We start from the raw sequence: 15,282 nt of genomic DNA, 5'->3' as shown, positions 1-15,282 counted from the left end.
GAGTGTCCGTCCCTACTCTGCGCCATTACCCGCCGGTTGATTCCCGACGTTGTGTATCCATCTTCCAACTTCGTATTACGATTCGTCGGTGCTCCTCTGCGTTGCTGATGTGCTGGCCATGCCGGTCGTGCGGGCCGGGCAGCCGCAGGTCGTGGGCGGCGGTCCGCTGGATCGGCCGGTGCGGTGGGTGCATGTGAGCGAACTGCCGGACGTGGCGAAACTACTGGTGGGACGGGAATTGATTCTCACCACCGGACAGGCGCTGGCCGGTAGCGACGCGGCCGCCGTGGCCTATCTGGAATCGCTGGCCGCGGCCGGGGTGTCCGGGCTGGTCATCGAATTGGGCACCTACGTGCGGGAATTGTCGCCGGTGGTGGCCGAGACCGCCGACCGGGTGGGGTTGCCGATCGTGGCGCTGCACCGGGTGGTGCGGTTCGTGGAGGTCACCGAGGCCGTGCACCGGGTGATCGTGGCCGACCAGTACGCCGAGCTGGAATTCGCGCGCACGGTGCACGAGACGTTCACGGCGCTGAGTGTCCGGCGGGCGTCCCTGGCCGAGATCGTGAAGACGGCTGCCGGGATGCTGGACGCCTCGGTCGTGCTCGAGGACCTGGCGCATCGCGTGCTGGCGCTGACCGCGCGCCACACCGGCACCTCGGCCCTGCTCGAGCACTGGGAGACCACCTCCCGGCTGCTGCCCGACACCGACCCGAATGTGGTTCCGGTGGGCCCGCATACGCAGCGCTGGGGCCGGCTCATCCTGCGCTCCAGCCGGGTGCCCACGGCCCGCGCGCGCACGGTGCTCGAACGCGCGGCGCAGACGCTGACCCTGCACCGGATGATCGAGCGCGACCGTTTCGGCCTGCACCGGCAGGCCCAGACCGGGCTCATCGACGATATGGTCGACGGCCGCCTCACCGACGAGCGCGACGCCGTGGCGCTGGCGGCGGCGCTCGGGCTGGCCCGCCGCGCCCGCTATGTCCCGCTCGCGGTGGATGTCGCGGCGGCGGCCGAAACGGATCCGGTGGCGCAGCAACGCCGTACGGCCGCACTGCTCGACGCTGCGCTGCACGGGGTTGCGCTGGCCAAGGCCACCGCGCTGGCGGCACCCGACCACGGCAATCGGGTCACCATCGTGCTGGGCGTCTCCCGGAGCGGCGACCTGGACAACGCGCTCACCGCGATCTGCTCGGCCATGCTCGCGGAGATCCGCCGTGTGGCGGGTGTGGAGCGCGCGGTCATCGGCGCCGGCGGCGAATCGGACTCCCTCCTCGACACCGCGCGCGAGCTGGCCCAGGCCGCACACGTCGCCGAAGTCGCTCTCTCCCTGGACCCTTCGGTCCCACGCCCGTTCTATCGCAGCGGCGACGTCCGTCTGCGCGGCCTGCTGTCCCTTATCCGCGACGAGCCGGGCGTCCAGCGCTTCGCCGAGACCGAGCTGAGCGCCCTGCTCCGGCACGACATCCGCAATGCCACCGACCTCGCCCGCACCCTGCGCCAATTTCTCGACCTGGCGGGCAACAAGACCGAACTCGCCAAGCGCCTCAATATCAGCCGGCCCACCCTCTACGACCGCCTGTCCCGCATCGAACGCATCCTCGACGTCGATCTCGACAACGGTGAGACCCGCACCTCCCTCCACACCGCCCTGCTCATCCGAGACCTGGTCGCTGCGCCCGAACCCCGCTGACCGCAGCCCGCAGGATCCTCCGCCCGCCCGGGCATACTGGCCGCGTGGAGTTCGGGATTCTGGGTCCGATCGAGGCACGGCGGGCCGATGGAGGCCCGTTTCCGATCGGAGGTCCGCAGGTGCGGGCCTTGCTGGCGGTGTTGGCGTTGGATGCCGGGCGGGTGGTCGGCCGGGAGCGGCTGATCGACGACCTGTACGGGGCCGAGCCGCCGGGGGATGTGGGGCATGCGTTGCAGTCGCAGATGTCGCGGCTGCGGCGGGCATTGCGGAATGCGGTGGGGGACAGGGAGTTCGTCGAGTCCGCCGGGGCGGGTTATCGATTGGCGGTCGATCCGGACGCGGTGGATGCGCTCCGGTTCGCGCGGCTGGCCGAGCAGGGGCGGAAAGCCCTGCGGGACCGGGATTCCGGCGCGGCGATGACGCTGCTGGACGAGGCCCTCGGATTGTGGCGGGGTCCGGCGCTGGCCGATGTGCGGGACGCGCCCTTCGCCGAGAGTCGGGCCGCGCGGCTGGACGAGGCGCGGCTGGCCGCCGAGGAGGATCGGGCGGAGGCCGCGCTGGCGGTGGGGGAGTCGCAGGCGGTGGTGGCGACCCTGTCGGAATTGGTTGCGGCACATCCCCTCCGGGAGCGGGCGCGCGCTCTGCTCATGCGTGCCATGTATTCGGCGGGCCGCCAGGCCGAGGCACTGGAATCCTTCGAAGTGGGACGGCGGCTGCTCGCCGACGAGCTCGGGGCCGATCCCTCGGCCGAGCTGATGGACGCCCACCTGGCGATCCTGCGCGCGGATGGGGGTTCGGCCGTGTCGAATCGGCGGCTGCCCACACCGCTCACCAGCTTCGTCGGCCGGGAGGACGAACTCGCGCGTCTGGTGCCACTGGTCGCCCGGGCTCGTCTCGTCACCCTGATCGGCCCCGGCGGCACCGGGAAGACGCGCCTGGCGCTGGCGGCGGGCAGCCGGGTCCGCGGCGACGTCTGCTTCGTCGAATTGGCGCCGCTGGTGGACGGTGTGCAGGCGGCCCAGGCGATCGCGAGCGCCCTGGGCGGTCGCGACCTGTCGGCGCATTCGGCCCCCGGACCCAGCGATTCCGAGTCGCAGCTGGTCGCCATGCTCGCCGACCGTCCGCTGCTGCTCATCCTCGACAATTGCGAGCATGTCGTCCTCGACATCGCCCGCCTCGCGCACCGCCTGCTGGTGGCCTGCCCGAGCCTGCGCATTCTCGCCACCAGCCGCGAAGCGTTGCGGGTCACGGGCGAAACGCTGTTCCCCGTCCCCCAATTGCCCATGGCCTCAACCGATTCGGTGCTGGCCGACCAGCTGGCCGCCCCGGCCGTGCGCCTGTTCGCCGACCGCGCCGCCGCGGTCCGCCCCGGCTTTCTCCCGGACGCGGGCACCATCGCCGTGGTCGCCCGCATCTGCCGCCGCCTCGACGGCCTCCCGCTCGCCATCGAGCTCGCCGCCGCCCGCCTGCGCACCCTCGACCTCCCCGAGATCGATGCCCGCCTCACCGACCGCTTCCGCCTGCTGGCCCGCGGCGACCGCACCGCCGAACCCCGCCACCAGACCCTGCAGGCCGTGGTGGCCTGGAGCTGGGAACTCCTCGACCCCGCCGAACAGCAACTGGCCCAGGATTTCTCGGTCTTCGCGGGCGGCGCTACCACCGAACAGGCCCGCCGGGTGTGCGACATCGACGATATCGACGACCTCCTCGCCGACCTCACCGACAAATCCCTCCTGGACATCGCCGCCGGGCGCTACCGCATGCTCGAAACCATCCGCGAATTCGCCCGCACCCGCGCCATCGAATCCGGCGAGCACAAGAAAACCCAACGCGCCCACGCCGAATACTTCGCCGACATAGCCGAGACCGCCGACCCCCTACTACGCACCGCCACCCAACTACAGCACCTGGCCCGCCTCGCCACCGACCACGACAACCTCCAGTCCGCCCTGCACTGGTCCGCCACCGCCGACCCCGCCCTCGCCGCCCGCCTCATTGCCGCCCAAGCCTGGTACTGGTGGCTCACCGGCCACTCCGGCGACGGCCCCGCCCTCGCCAACCGCCTGCTCTCCGAACTGTCCCGGCCCGGGTCGCCGGTTGCCGTGGATGCCGAGCAATACGCGGTGGTGGTGGCGGTGGCGGCGCGGGGACGGGATGATCTCTCGGCCGAGGTCGAGCGGGCTGCGGCGAGGGTTGCGGCGCAGGAGTATCCGATGCGGCGACCGCATCTGATCTTTCTGCTCGCCCTCGCGGGCGGGATGCTGCCGGGGGAGCCTGCGGAGTTGCGCCGGCTGTTCGGGGCGGATGACTGGTCGCAGGCGTTTCTGCGGCTGGGGGACGGGATGGGGTTGTTCATGTCCGGGCGGGTCGACGAGTCCGAGCCGGAGTTCGCCGTGGCGCTGGCGGGATTCCGGCGGATCGGGGACCGGTGGGCCATCGCTGCCACATTGGACAAGCTGGCGGCCGTGGCCGAGCGGCGTGGCGATCGGGCGGCCTCGCTGGCTCTGATCGATGAGGCGATCGCGGTGAACACCGAATTGGGTTGGGCCGCAGACACTGCCGACCTCTTGACCCGTCGCGGCGACATTCACCTCGGCGGGGTGGCGGAGCGGGATACCGACGCGGCACGCGCGGATTATCAACGGGCGGCCGAGCTGTCGCGGACGCACGGCGCGATCGATATGTACGCCGGTGCACTTCGTGGCCTGGGGGATATCGCTCGTGCCGAGGACCCGGCCGCAGCGCGGAACCTGTACAGGTCGGTGCTGGAGATCCCGGCCGGTGGTTCGATCGCCATCACCGAGGCGCACGAGCGGGCGCGGGTGGGGCTCGCACTGTTGGGAGACGCCTGAAATCGCAGGTCATGGTGTTGATGAGGGCTGGTGAGCCGACGGTGAGGAGTTGGTGAGCGCCCCGGCCGAAGCTTTGTGACATGACCAGCACACAGCAGTTCGCCAACAAGACCGTCCTCATCTCCGGCGCCAGCGTCGCCGGGCCGGCCCTCGCCTTCTGGCTGAAGAAGTACGGCTTCACCGTCACCGTCGTGGAGCAGGCACCGGCCCTGCGCGAGGGCGGGTACAAGGTCGATATCCGCGGCGTGGCAATGGAAGTCGTGGAGCGCATGGGACTCACCGACGAGATTCGCAAGGCATCCACCGATATGCGCGGCGGCGCGTGGGTGGACGCGACCGGTAAGGCGATCGCCACCCTCGGACCCGACCTGATCGGCATGCGTTCGCCCGGCGACGACGAGGTGCTGCGCGGCGACCTGGCGCGAATCCTGTTCGACGCCACCAAGAGCGGCGTCGACTACCGGTTCGGCGACGCGATAACCGAGCTGATCGAGCACGCCGACGGCGTCGAGGTGCACTTCCGGCACGCCGCTCCCCAGGTGTTCGACCTGGTGATCGGCGCGGACGGCATGCATTCCACAGTGCGCCGCAGCGTCTTCGGCGCGGAGGAGCAGTTCGCCCGGCACACCGGCATGGCCGCCTGCGTCGTCTCGGTGCCGAACTACCTCGACCTCGACCACTGGGAGCTCATCCACGCCGCCCCCGGCAAGGTCGTGCAGGTCTACAGCACGCAGCGCTCGGCGGCCAAGGCGCAGTTCATCTTTCCCGCCCCCGAGCAGCTGCTGGACCGCCGCGACACCGCCGCACAGCAGCGGTTGGTGGCCGAGGCCTTCGCGGACGGCGGCTGGGAGACGGCGACCCTGCTCGACGCCATATCGGACTCGCCGGACTTCTATTTCGACACGGTGAGCCAGATCCACCTGGAGCACTGGTCCTCCGGCCGTATCGCCCTGGTCGGCGACGCCGCCTACTGCCCGTCGCCGCTGTCCGGGCAGGGCACCAGCATGGCTCTGGTCGGTGCGTACGTGCTGGCCGGTGAGCTGCGCGCCGCCGCGGGCGACCATCGCGTCGCCTTCACCGCCTACCAGGAGCGCATGCGCGAGTACGTCGGCGAGAACCTGACCCTGGGCTGGAACAACGCCACCCAGATGGTCGCCGCCGACGCCCGCGCACTGCGCATGCAGATGACCATGATGCGCATGCTGCGCTGGATGCCGTGGAAGGGCATGGCCCTGCGCCCGATCATGAAGCCGATCGAGAAGGCCGCCAATGCCATTCGACTCGAGCGGTACTGATCGGGACGCGGTCTCGGCATCAGGTCTGATCCGGGGTGGCCAGAGTTCATTCTCCGGGTGGATCCCTGATGCCGGCCGATCCCGTTTGATGGTTATCTCGAACTGGAAGGGAGTCCGACGTGACCATCGCCGTGTACACCACCTGGGCGTGGATGGCATTCGAGATCGCGCTGCGGGTACGGGATCGTGTGCGCGGCACCGGCTCCACCGCCGGGGACGGCCATACCAGGCTGCTCATCTTCGTGCTGGTGGCCGCCGCCATGACGGTCGGCAGCTTCGCCGGCATCTTCCTCCCGGCCGACAGCCCGCTGCGCTTTCCCGGTCCGGTCCTGCCGTGGCAGATCCTCGGCGTCGCTCTCATGTGGCTGGGCCTGGTCGTGCGAGCCTGGGCGATCGCGGTGCTGGGCAAGCACTTTCGCACCACCGTCGAGGTGGACCGCGACCAGCCGGTCATCAGCAACGGCCCCTACCGGTGGATCCGGCACCCCTCCTACACCGGCATCCTGCTGCTGACGCTGGGCTTCGGCCTGGCCGCCGGCAACTACGTGTCCCTGCTGCTCACCACCGTGGTCCCGGTCTACGCGTTCCTGCGCCGGATCACGCTCGAGGAGAAGACACTGGTGGCGACTCTGGGCGCACCCTACGAGATCTATCGGCACACGACCAAGCGCCTGGTTCCCGGAGTCTGGTGACCTCAGGCGGGGTCGGCGCCCATCGGGTTCGGATAGGGGACCTCGCCGCTGCGGACCACGGCGCGGGCGGCGGGGGTCAGGGCGGACAGCGTTTCGAGGATGCCCGGGACGCCGCGGTAGGCGGTCATGGCCAGGGCGTCGGTACGGGCCTCGATGTGCGCGCGCAGGGCGCGCCCGGCCTCGGTGATGCCGTCGGCGTTCAGCAGGCCGCGGTCGGTGAGCCGCTCTCGCGCTGCCTTCCAATCGGTTTCGCTCCAGCCGCGATTGTCGCGCCACAGCTGCGCGGGGGTGCCGGTGGACGCCGAGAACAGCACGTGCGCCTCGCAGCCGTCGATTTCCTCGCTCAGCAGGCACGCCACATGGCCGTCGCCGCGGTGTTCGCGCAGGGCCGTGACCGCCTGCCAGAGGGCGTGGACGGAGTCGTCCGGGACGGGAAGGTCCCGATTGGCGGCGAAGAGCGGGCGGCCCGCCGCCGGCGCGGTGGCAATGGCCTGCTGCAGGCGCGGGACCGCGCGGGCGGCGATGTCGGCGATATCGGGCACGACGGTGCGCAGGACCGCGGCCGCGGCGATGGTGCGGGTGGCGATGATCGCGTCCGGTGTGGAGAAACCCCAGGCATCCGGGATGGCCCGCCGGACCATGGCCGGATGGAAGTTGTAGAAGGTCGCCTCGACGACCGACGGTCCGACCGCGCCGAGCGGGGCCGACCGCGACGCGAAGTAGCCCATCCAGAATCCGCGCAGGCCAACGGCTTTGTTGGCGGCGATGCAGTCGGCGGCGAAATAGGTGACGGCGTGCAGAGGCTCCAGCACGCGCCACACCTCGCGGGCGAGGTCGTTGTCCATGCACCCACCCTAGCGTCTGAGTTCAGCGAGCTGAAGCCAGATCGGTGACGCGGAGCGCTGGGGAGTGCGCATCAAAATGGCTGTGCGCCATACGATCCGTAAAGCACTGGCCAGTGTTTCCTGCTGACTGTAAGAATAGTGACCTGAGTCATGCCTTTGGTTTCTGCCGGTAACTCCGTTTCATATCCAGGCAACATTCCCGCCCGAACATTCCTCGCAGGTCAGTCGACCAAGATTGAGGAGATTCACCATGGAATCGAGTGCACCATCCGTACTTTCAGGGGGATCGGACACATCCGCAGTTCGGGTGTCGCGGCTCAAACCCAATGTGGTCGGTCTGCTCGGCGTGGTGTTCATGGCCGTCGCGACGGCCGCGCCCATCACCGCTATGACCGGGAACGTGCCGTTCATGATGTCGACCGGCAGCGGAATCGGCACGCCCGCGGCATTTTTGATCGCCATGGTGGTGCTGGCCATCTTCACCGTCGGCTACACGACCATGGCCAAGCACATCACCACCACCGGCGCGTTCTACGGTTTCATCTCCTACGGCCTGGGCCGCACCGCGGGCCTGTCGGCCGGGCTGCTGGCCACCTTCGCCTACATGGTGTTCGAGCCGTCGCTGATCGGCATCTTCTCGAGCTTCGCGCACAACACCGTCTCCGATCAGGTCGGCGTGAACATTCCGTGGTGGGTGTTCGCCATCCTGATGCTGGTCATCAGCGGCAGTGGTACCTGGTTCGGCGTCGCCGTGGCCGAACGGCTGCTCATCGTGCTGCTGGTCACCGAGGTGACCGTGCTGACCGTCATGGGGCTGTCGGTGCTGCTGCACGGCGGCGGGCCGGACGGGTTGTCGCTGGCCCCGATCAATCCGGTCAACGCCTTCCACGGCGCGTCCGCCGGCCTGGGACTGTTCTTCGCCTTCTGGTCGTGGGTCGGGTTCGAATCCACCGCCATCTACGGTGAGGAATCCAAGGATCCGAAGCGAATCATCCCGCGCGCCACCATGATCGCCGTTCTCGGTGTCGGCGTGTTCTACCTTTTCATCTCCTGGATGACCATCTCCGGCAACGGGCAGGGCAGGGCCGCGGAACTGGCGGCCTCCGACAATCCGATGAATCTCTTCTTCGCGCCCACCGAACGCTATGTGGGGCACTGGGCCGTGGACACCATGCAGTGGCTGATGGTCACCGGTTCGCTGGCCTGCGGCATGGCCTTCCACAACTGCGCCTCCCGCTACCTCTACGCGCTCGGCCGCGAGGACGTGATTCCCGCGCTGAAACGGACGATCGGAAAGACCCACCCGCAGAACGGATCCCCGTACATCGCCGGCCTGGTGCAGACCGTCTTCGCGGCCATGCTGGTGCTGGCCTTCGGCCTCGCGGGCAAGGACCCCTACGCCAGCCTCTACACGTTGATGGCGGTGCTCGGCACCATGGCGATCCTGATCGTGCAGGCCGTATGTTCCTTCGCGGTCATCGCCTACTTCCGCAACCATCACCCCGAAACCCGGCACTGGTTCCGTACTCTGGTGGCCCCACTGGTGGGTGGCGTGGCAATGATCGGCGTGGTGCTGCTGCTGGTCCTCAATATGGACACCGCCGCCGGAAGCGAGGCCGGATCGCTGATCCTGAAGGCGACGCCGTACCTGGTGGCCGCGGTCGCCATCGCCGGTATCGGCTACGCCCTGTACCTCCAGCGCACCGATCCCGGTCGCTACGCGCTGCTGGGCCGGACCGTGCTGGAAGAATCCCACGAGCGCTGAGAGGCGGAAAGCCATGACCGACACCGAGATCCGGCCCGCTTACGGCGAACGCGTGATAGCCGTCGAGCCCGGCGGCGACGACTATATCCCGGAGGACGCCCGGCACGGCACGCCGCGAAAACTGTTCTGGACGTGGATGTCTCCCAACATGGAGTTCGCCACCGTCTTCGTGGGCGTGATGGCCGTGACCGCGTACGGCATGAACTTCTGGCAGGCGAGCCTGGGCATCGTCGTGGGTACCGGGCTGGGCGCGGCCGCCCACTACCTGCTGTCGGCGCGCGGGCCCCTGCACGGCGTCCCGCAAATGGTGCTGGGGCGCTTGGCCTTCGGCTATCGCGGAAATACCCTGCCCGCCACGTTCATGTCGGTCATGTGCGGGGTGGGCTGGTTCGCGACGAACTCCGTCAGCGGCGCGTTCGCGCTGAATTCCCTGACCGGCATGCCGAAACTGACCGCGCTGCTGGTGATCGTGGCGGTGCAGACCGCCTTCGCCTTCTGCGGCCACAATCTGGTGCAGGCGGTGGAACGCATCGCCTTCCCACTGCTGGCCATCGTGTTCGCCATCGTCACCGTGGTGATCTTCAGCAAGGCGTCGCTGGGCGCGCCAGCACCCGCCGGGGGTGTGGGCGGGATGGGTGGATTCCTGCTCACCGTCGGTACCGCCTTCGGCTACGGCGCGGGCTGGAATCCCTACGCGGCGGACTACTCCCGCTATCTGCCCGCGACGGTGTCACGGGTCGCGACGGGCGGGTACGCCTCGGCGGGCCTGTTCATTTCCTGTGTCTGGCTGGAGGTGGTCGGCGCGGCCTCGGCGACCGTGGCGAGCACCGCTCAGGGCAGTCCCACCGATGTGTTCACCGCCAACCTGCCCAAGCTGCTGGCGGACCTGACCCTGCTGGCCATCGCGGTGGGCGCGGTGGCCGCCAATGCGCTCAATGTCTACTCGGGTGCAATGGCTTTCGTGACCATGGGTTTCACGTTCTCGGTGCGCACTCAGCGGGCGCTGGTGTCGGCGGCCTTCGGGGTGATCGGGTTCCTGGTGGCCTGGTGGGCGCTGCCGGACGCGGCGGCCAGCTACGAGGGCTTCCTGCTCATCGTCGCGTACTGGATCGGCCCGTGGCTGGGTGTGGTGTTCGCCGACGAGTACCTGCGTCGCGGTCAGCGCATCGACCATCTGCTCTACGACCGCGGCCACCGCAATTGGGCCGGCGTGGCGGCGTTCCTGGCCGGGCTGGTGGTGTCGGTGCTGCTGTTCTCCAATCAGGAGAAGTTCGTCGGCTTCGTCGCCAAGGCGGTGCCGCAGCTGGGCGACATCACCTTCTTCGTCGGCTTCCTGCTCTCCGGCGCGGCCTATCCGATCGTCAACCGCTTCCGGATCTCCCGCGCCGCGGTGGCAGCATGATCGGCATGATCAATGCGCAGGATCTGCTGGTCACCGCCTACCAAGAGGCGCAACTCGGGCTGCGGGAAGGCGGGATTCCCATCGGGGCGGCCCTGTTCGACAGCGCCGGCATCCTGCTCGGTCGCGGCCACAACCGCCGCGTCCAGAACGACGACCCCAGCGTGCACGCCGAGACCGACGCCTTCCGCAATGCCGGCCGCCGCCGCGACTACCGCGACACGATCATGGTCACCACCTTGTCCCCGTGCTGGTACTGCAGTGGTTTGGTCCGCCAGTTCGGCATCGGCGCGGTCATCGTGGGGGAGTCGCGCACCTTCACCGGTGGCCACGACTGGCTGGCCGCACACGGGGTTTCCATCACCGTGCTCGACGACCCGGCCTGCGTGGACATGATGACCCGCTTCATCGCGGAACGGCCCGAGCTCTGGAACGAGGACATAGGAGCAGCCGAATGACCCCCATCGCGACCGTCGACCTGGACCGCTGGCGCGAAGGCGGCGAGTCCGCGGCCGCGGTGCTGCGCGAGGTGGACGCGGGCATGCAGCGCGCCGGATTCCTCCTGGTGCGCGGACACGGTGTGCCGCACGGGCTTCCGGCCGACCTGAGGGCCTCGGCCCGGCGCTTCTTCGCCCTCCCGCCCGAGGTGAAACAGCGCTACGCGGTCTCCGTCGGCGGGCGCGGCTGGATCGGTCCCGGCCTCGAGGCCAACGGCTACGCCGAGGGCACCGAGACCCCGCCGGATCTCAAGGAGACCTTCGCGATCGGCGCGGACACCCGCACCGGCGACGCGCTGATCGACACCGTGTGGTTCCTCGACAATGTCTGGCCCGAGGAGGTGGGCGAACTGCGCGAGCTGTTCCTCGCCTACACCGCGGCCATGCGCACCCTGTCCGACGAACTGCTCGCCCTCTTCGCCGCCGCACTCGACCTGCCGCACAACCCCTTCGAGGGCCTGGCGAGCCGCCCGACCTGGACCTGCAATATCAACCGGTACCCGCCGCTGGCCGAGGTCGGCCCGCCCGAACCTGGCCAGTTCCGGATCGGTCCGCACACCGACTTCGGCACCGTCACCGTCCTCGACCGCGAACCCGGCGCGGGCGGATTGCAGGTCTACACCGCAGACGGCGGCTGGGAGGACGCGCCCTACGACCCGTCCGCCGTGACCGTGAACATCGGTGACCTGCTGGCCTACTGGAGCGGCCAGCGCTGGCCCGCGGGCCGCCACCGCGTACTCCCGCCCCAGGAGTCCGCACCCGACGAGGACCTGGTGTCGCTCATCTACTTCTACGAACTCGACCATGACGCCCGGGTGACACCCCTCGAGCCGCCCATCGGCCGAGTCTCCGGCCTGGCGCCGGTCGTCTCCGCCGAGTTCCTGCGCACCCGCCTCGACGCCATCACCCTCGGCTGAGGCCGCCCGGCGAGTTCCCGCGGCCGTCGCGTGCCGGCGGCCGCGGGTGCGACCCGTATCCGCCCACCCGGTGACCGCCGGAGAATCTCGCGGGAACATTGCCCGCCGGGACCGCGTTGCCAGCGGGCATGACAACGCTCGGATTGATCGGAAGCGGAAATATCGGCGGCACCCTGGCCCGGCTGGCCGTGGCCGCAGGGATCGATGTGGTGCTGAGCAATTCACGAGGGCCGGAGAGCCTGGCGGAGCTGGTGGCCGAACTGGGGGAGCGGGCCCGTGCCGCGACCCCGGCCGAGGCGGCCGCCGCGGGGGACATCGTGGTGGTGACGGTACCGCTCAAGGCGTACCAGCAGGTACCGGCCGATCCGCTGGTCGGCAAGGTCGTCATCGACACCAACAACTACTATCCCGACCGCGACGGCGAGTTCGCCGATCTGGTCGCGGGTGTGGCCACCAGTTCCGAACTGCTGCAACGGCATCTGCCGCGCTCACGGGTCGTGAAGGCGTTCAACAACATCCTGTTCAAGCATCTGGCCGTGCTGGCCCGCCCCGCCGGGGCGGCCGATCGCACCGCGCTGCCCATCGCCGGTGACGATGCCGCGGCGAAAACCGCTGCGGCCGAACTGATCAGCAGGCTCGGCTACGACACCGTCGACATCGGCTCGCTCGCCGACAGCTGGCGCACCCAGCCCGAAACCCCCGTCTACGGCACGCCCTACGCCGTCGCCGCGCCGTTCTGGGAGAACGAGGCAGCCCCGGCCGATGTGGAGACGGTGCGCAAGGCGGTCGAAGCCGCCGAACGCTGAAGCCCCCGAAAGGGGCTTCAGCGCAAGGAATCCGGGGTCGGCCGATCAGGTCAGGGCGGTCGTCCGGCCCCGGTGGTTCAGTCGTTGCAGATCGCCGTTCGCACGAGGTACGAGTCGGGGTACCACTTGGCGGAGTTCTCGGCGTCGTCCGGCGTCGCGCCGTAGCCGCCGGTGTACTTGTTCATCGAATCCGAGAAGGCCACCGCGCCGCAGCCGGTGAAGGTGGTGACGGTCGAGCAGCTGGCCTTGGCGCACTTGTCGATGGCGGCCTGGCTCGCCGCGCCCTCGGTGTCGTAGTTCCAGGACCAACCCAGGTCGCCGTAGTCGGACACCGCGATCGCGCCCCAGGACCCGGGGGCGGCCTGTGCCGGGGCCGCGGGCAGCACCGCGGCCGCGGTGGCGAAGGCGAGGCCGGACAGGGCGAACAGAGTCTTGCGCATGTTGTTCCTTGTGTTGATCGAACTGGCGCGCGCATCCCGGTGGGGTGGGGGTGCGAGCGCCACTGTCGAGTCAAGATCGGCGGGCCTCGAAAACGCGTTAACCGGCAAGTGATTGGGGCGCAGCGTGTCCGGGGTCGGGTGGACGCCCGCATCGCATCCTTGAATCGGCTCGGTAGGGTAGCTGTGCAACAACGGATTTGACGTCCGCGCGAGTCACTGCGCGATGGAGGAGTCCGCGGCTGGCGTCGATGCGGTCGGCGACACGGAATGTTTCGGACAATCGATCGTTGGTGCCGCGTGGTGGGTGATGATCGAGCACCATCCGATGTCAGGAGTCCTGTCGAGTGACGATGGTGTCCGATCGATGTGCGCGGCAACGGTTTTCAGTTTGACGGACGGGTCGAGCGGATGATCGTCACCGCTCAGTCCAGGGCGCCGGCGAGCGCGAGCGCGGTCGCGGAAATACCGGCTACCGCCACGGCACCGAGCTCGGTCAGGCCGCCCGCCATGGTGAAGTGGTTGTACCCGGCTATCAGAATCGACACACCGAGAAGAGAAACTACGAACTCGGCGCCAACCGCTATGACCAGGCCGTTCTCTTTTCGCAAGAGCAGCCCCGCGCACATGATGAGCGCTATGCCATGTGCGACGAACTCGACCGCCGTCGACGTGAGAGCGACCCCGGCGAATTGGTCGACGCGCTGCGCGCCGCTCACCAGCAGCGCCACCATGCCGATACCGTAGAGTAGCCGGACCGCTCCGGCGCCGCCGATCACCCACGGCGCGGGGGATCCGGTCGACAGTGTGCCGCTCGGGTTCTGGGGCATCATGATTTCGGCGCTCATTGTTTCAGTCCTTCGTGTCGGAGATCTGGTCACGGAAATTCACATACATCCAGGTCCAGCCGCTCTTCTGCACCGTGCCGGCCAGAACCGAGTGTTCGGCCCGTTTTCCGACGGCGCCGTGCAGCCGCGTGCTGGCGATACCGCTCCGGTGGGCAGACCGGTCACGGATGACCGGCGCGAATTCTCGTGCGTCACAACCGCCCTCGGCCATGTCGAGGGCGAAGTGGCAGGTGTGTGTCTTCCTCATCGTCGGTAGGTCGAGTCAGAGAGGTCCGACCCGAACCTGGGGTTTGTGCCTGTCAAAATTGAACCGCGAACGCAGGGAAACACGCAGGAGCACAAGGTCATTGATGAAGGAGGACCTGATTCTCTGCTATCGACGCCGTTGGCGGCGGACCGTACCGTCAGGGGTCCACCCCGAGTTCATGGAAGCCAATGTCAGCGTGAGCTCGCCCTCGTCCTGACGGTACCGGCCCCGAGACGGAAGATTTCAGGAGCTCTTCACACCGGGCCTGTATGGTCGCTGCCCTGCGTCCCTCGTGCCACTCGGCGGGTCCTCGAACCTACAGCGACAGAACAGAACTGAGCGCGCCGGCCACCGCCGCACCTCGCAAGATCAACGGGCACTGGTTTCCGAGGCCGACCGAACGCACGCTACTGCCGATTCCAGTGCACCCTTGCATGTTGTCGCGGCAACATTTATTGTTGTTGCGACAACATGATGGGAGTGTTCGAGGTGTACGAGATTTCGGCCGAAACGGTGATCCGCGGGGATCTGGCTTGCGTATGGGCGACGGCCACCGATGTCGAAAATCGACCCGCGTGGGATCCGCACGAGCGGGCGGCCCGCCTGGATGGGGCGTTCGCACCGGGAACGACCGGGTGGTCCAAGCCCCGGGGCGGGCCGGGGGCCGATTGGGTCATCACGATGGTGGAACCGCTATCTCGGTGGGGTTCGCGGAGTGTGCTGCCCGGCGGGAAACTGGTGGGCGAGAACCTGTTCGAGGATCTCGGTGACGGACGAGTCCGCTGCGTCAAGACCGTGCGGGTCACCGGGCCGTTCGCGGTACTGTTCCGGTTCTACTTCGGCAAACGGATCAGGCGGGACTTCTTCAAGACCTGGGCAGCACTCGAGAACGAAGTCGACCGCCGAACCCGACTCGCCGTCTGAACATCCGGACTGCCGCGACCCGCGCTGACCGAACCCGCCGGCGGGGCGCTGGCGGGCGGAACCTGTTG

The 15,282-nt window shown here is 68.7% G+C and carries 14 protein-coding genes; 10 read left to right on the top strand and 4 right to left on the bottom strand.

Features of this window, described 5'->3' with window-relative positions; genetic code table 11:
* Nucleotides 1-88 precede the first annotated feature (88 nt).
* From ACIRRA_RS28555 to ACIRRA_RS28540, 4 genes are all read left to right on the top strand, one after another.
* Complete coding sequence (locus tag ACIRRA_RS28555) at nt 89-1,690, top strand: PucR family transcriptional regulator (protein WP_402774253.1); 1,602 nt, start codon at nt 89-91, stop codon at nt 1,688-1,690.
* 44 nt (nt 1,691-1,734) lie between these two features.
* Nucleotides 1,735-4,542 carry a BTAD domain-containing putative transcriptional regulator gene (locus tag ACIRRA_RS28550; RefSeq protein WP_402774250.1) on the top strand — a complete coding sequence of 936 codons (2,808 nt, stop codon included), beginning with the start codon at nt 1,735-1,737 and terminating at the stop codon, nt 4,540-4,542.
* An 80-nt stretch (nt 4,543-4,622) separates the two neighbouring features.
* A complete protein-coding gene (locus ACIRRA_RS28545) occupies nt 4,623-5,837 on the top strand; it encodes an FAD-dependent monooxygenase (RefSeq protein ID WP_402774247.1) in 1,215 nt (404 codons plus the stop codon).
* A 119-nt stretch (nt 5,838-5,956) separates the two neighbouring features.
* Nucleotides 5,957-6,529: a methyltransferase family protein gene (locus ACIRRA_RS28540; RefSeq protein WP_402774244.1), complete on the top strand. Its 573-nt coding sequence runs from the start codon at nt 5,957-5,959 to the stop codon at nt 6,527-6,529.
* A 2-nt stretch (nt 6,530-6,531) separates the two neighbouring features.
* On the opposite strand, the gene ACIRRA_RS28535 is transcribed toward ACIRRA_RS28540, so the two are convergent.
* The gene (locus tag ACIRRA_RS28535; protein WP_402774241.1) at nt 6,532-7,374 is read right to left on the bottom strand and encodes a hypothetical protein; all 843 of its coding nucleotides are present in this window, start codon (nt 7,372-7,374) and stop codon (nt 6,532-6,534) included.
* Between the two features lie 250 nt (nt 7,375-7,624).
* On the opposite strand from ACIRRA_RS28535, the gene ACIRRA_RS28530 reads away from it, so the two are divergent.
* The 5 genes from ACIRRA_RS28530 to ACIRRA_RS28510 all read left to right on the top strand — a co-directional run bounded on the left by ACIRRA_RS28530 (nt 7,625) and on the right by ACIRRA_RS28510 (nt 12,758).
* The gene (locus ACIRRA_RS28530) at nt 7,625-9,139 is read left to right on the top strand and encodes an APC family permease (protein ID WP_402774238.1); all 1,515 of its coding nucleotides are present in this window, start codon (nt 7,625-7,627) and stop codon (nt 9,137-9,139) included.
* 13 nt (nt 9,140-9,152) lie between these two features.
* Entirely contained in the window at nt 9,153-10,541 is a 1,389-nt protein-coding gene (locus tag ACIRRA_RS28525) for a purine-cytosine permease family protein (RefSeq protein WP_402774236.1), read from the top strand.
* A gap of 5 nt (nt 10,542-10,546) precedes the next feature.
* Nucleotides 10,547-10,996 (top strand): nucleoside deaminase, encoded by a 450-nt coding sequence (locus ACIRRA_RS28520; protein ID WP_402774233.1) that lies wholly within the window; start codon nt 10,547-10,549, stop codon nt 10,994-10,996.
* The gene (locus ACIRRA_RS28515) at nt 10,993-11,952 is read left to right on the top strand and encodes an isopenicillin N synthase family dioxygenase (RefSeq protein WP_402774230.1); all 960 of its coding nucleotides are present in this window, start codon (nt 10,993-10,995) and stop codon (nt 11,950-11,952) included. Before ACIRRA_RS28520 ends, ACIRRA_RS28515 begins: the two co-directional genes overlap by 4 nt.
* A gap of 128 nt (nt 11,953-12,080) precedes the next feature.
* Nucleotides 12,081-12,758, top strand: a complete 678-nt coding sequence (locus ACIRRA_RS28510; protein ID WP_402774227.1) for an NADPH-dependent F420 reductase — start codon at nt 12,081-12,083, stop codon at nt 12,756-12,758.
* Nucleotides 12,759-12,835: 77 nt separating this feature from the next.
* Here the strand turns inward: ACIRRA_RS28510 and ACIRRA_RS28505 are convergent, their stop codons facing one another.
* The 3 genes from ACIRRA_RS28505 to ACIRRA_RS28495 all read right to left on the bottom strand — a co-directional run bounded on the left by ACIRRA_RS28505 (nt 12,836) and on the right by ACIRRA_RS28495 (nt 14,290).
* Nucleotides 12,836-13,198, bottom strand: coding sequence for a DUF4189 domain-containing protein (locus tag ACIRRA_RS28505; RefSeq protein WP_402774225.1), 363 nt, complete (start codon nt 13,196-13,198; stop codon nt 12,836-12,838).
* A gap of 422 nt (nt 13,199-13,620) precedes the next feature.
* Nucleotides 13,621-14,043 carry a hypothetical protein gene (locus ACIRRA_RS28500; RefSeq protein WP_402774222.1) on the bottom strand — a complete coding sequence of 141 codons (423 nt, stop codon included), beginning with the start codon at nt 14,041-14,043 and terminating at the stop codon, nt 13,621-13,623.
* 4 nt (nt 14,044-14,047) lie between these two features.
* Nucleotides 14,048-14,290, bottom strand: a complete 243-nt coding sequence (locus ACIRRA_RS28495; protein ID WP_402774219.1) for a hypothetical protein — start codon at nt 14,288-14,290, stop codon at nt 14,048-14,050.
* 480 nt (nt 14,291-14,770) lie between these two features.
* Between ACIRRA_RS28495 and ACIRRA_RS28490 the strand changes: the two genes are divergently transcribed.
* On the top strand, nt 14,771-15,214 hold the full coding sequence (locus ACIRRA_RS28490; protein ID WP_402774216.1) for an SRPBCC family protein: 444 nt from the start codon (nt 14,771-14,773) through the stop codon (nt 15,212-15,214).
* The last annotated feature ends 68 nt before the right edge of the window (nt 15,215-15,282 follow it).

This window comes from Nocardia sp. NPDC101769 (genome assembly GCF_044766925.1).
Lineage (GTDB): Bacteria > Actinomycetota > Actinomycetes > Mycobacteriales > Mycobacteriaceae > Nocardia.
Note: the sequence above shows the minus strand (reverse complement) of the source record. Positions and strands in the feature narration are given on the sequence as shown.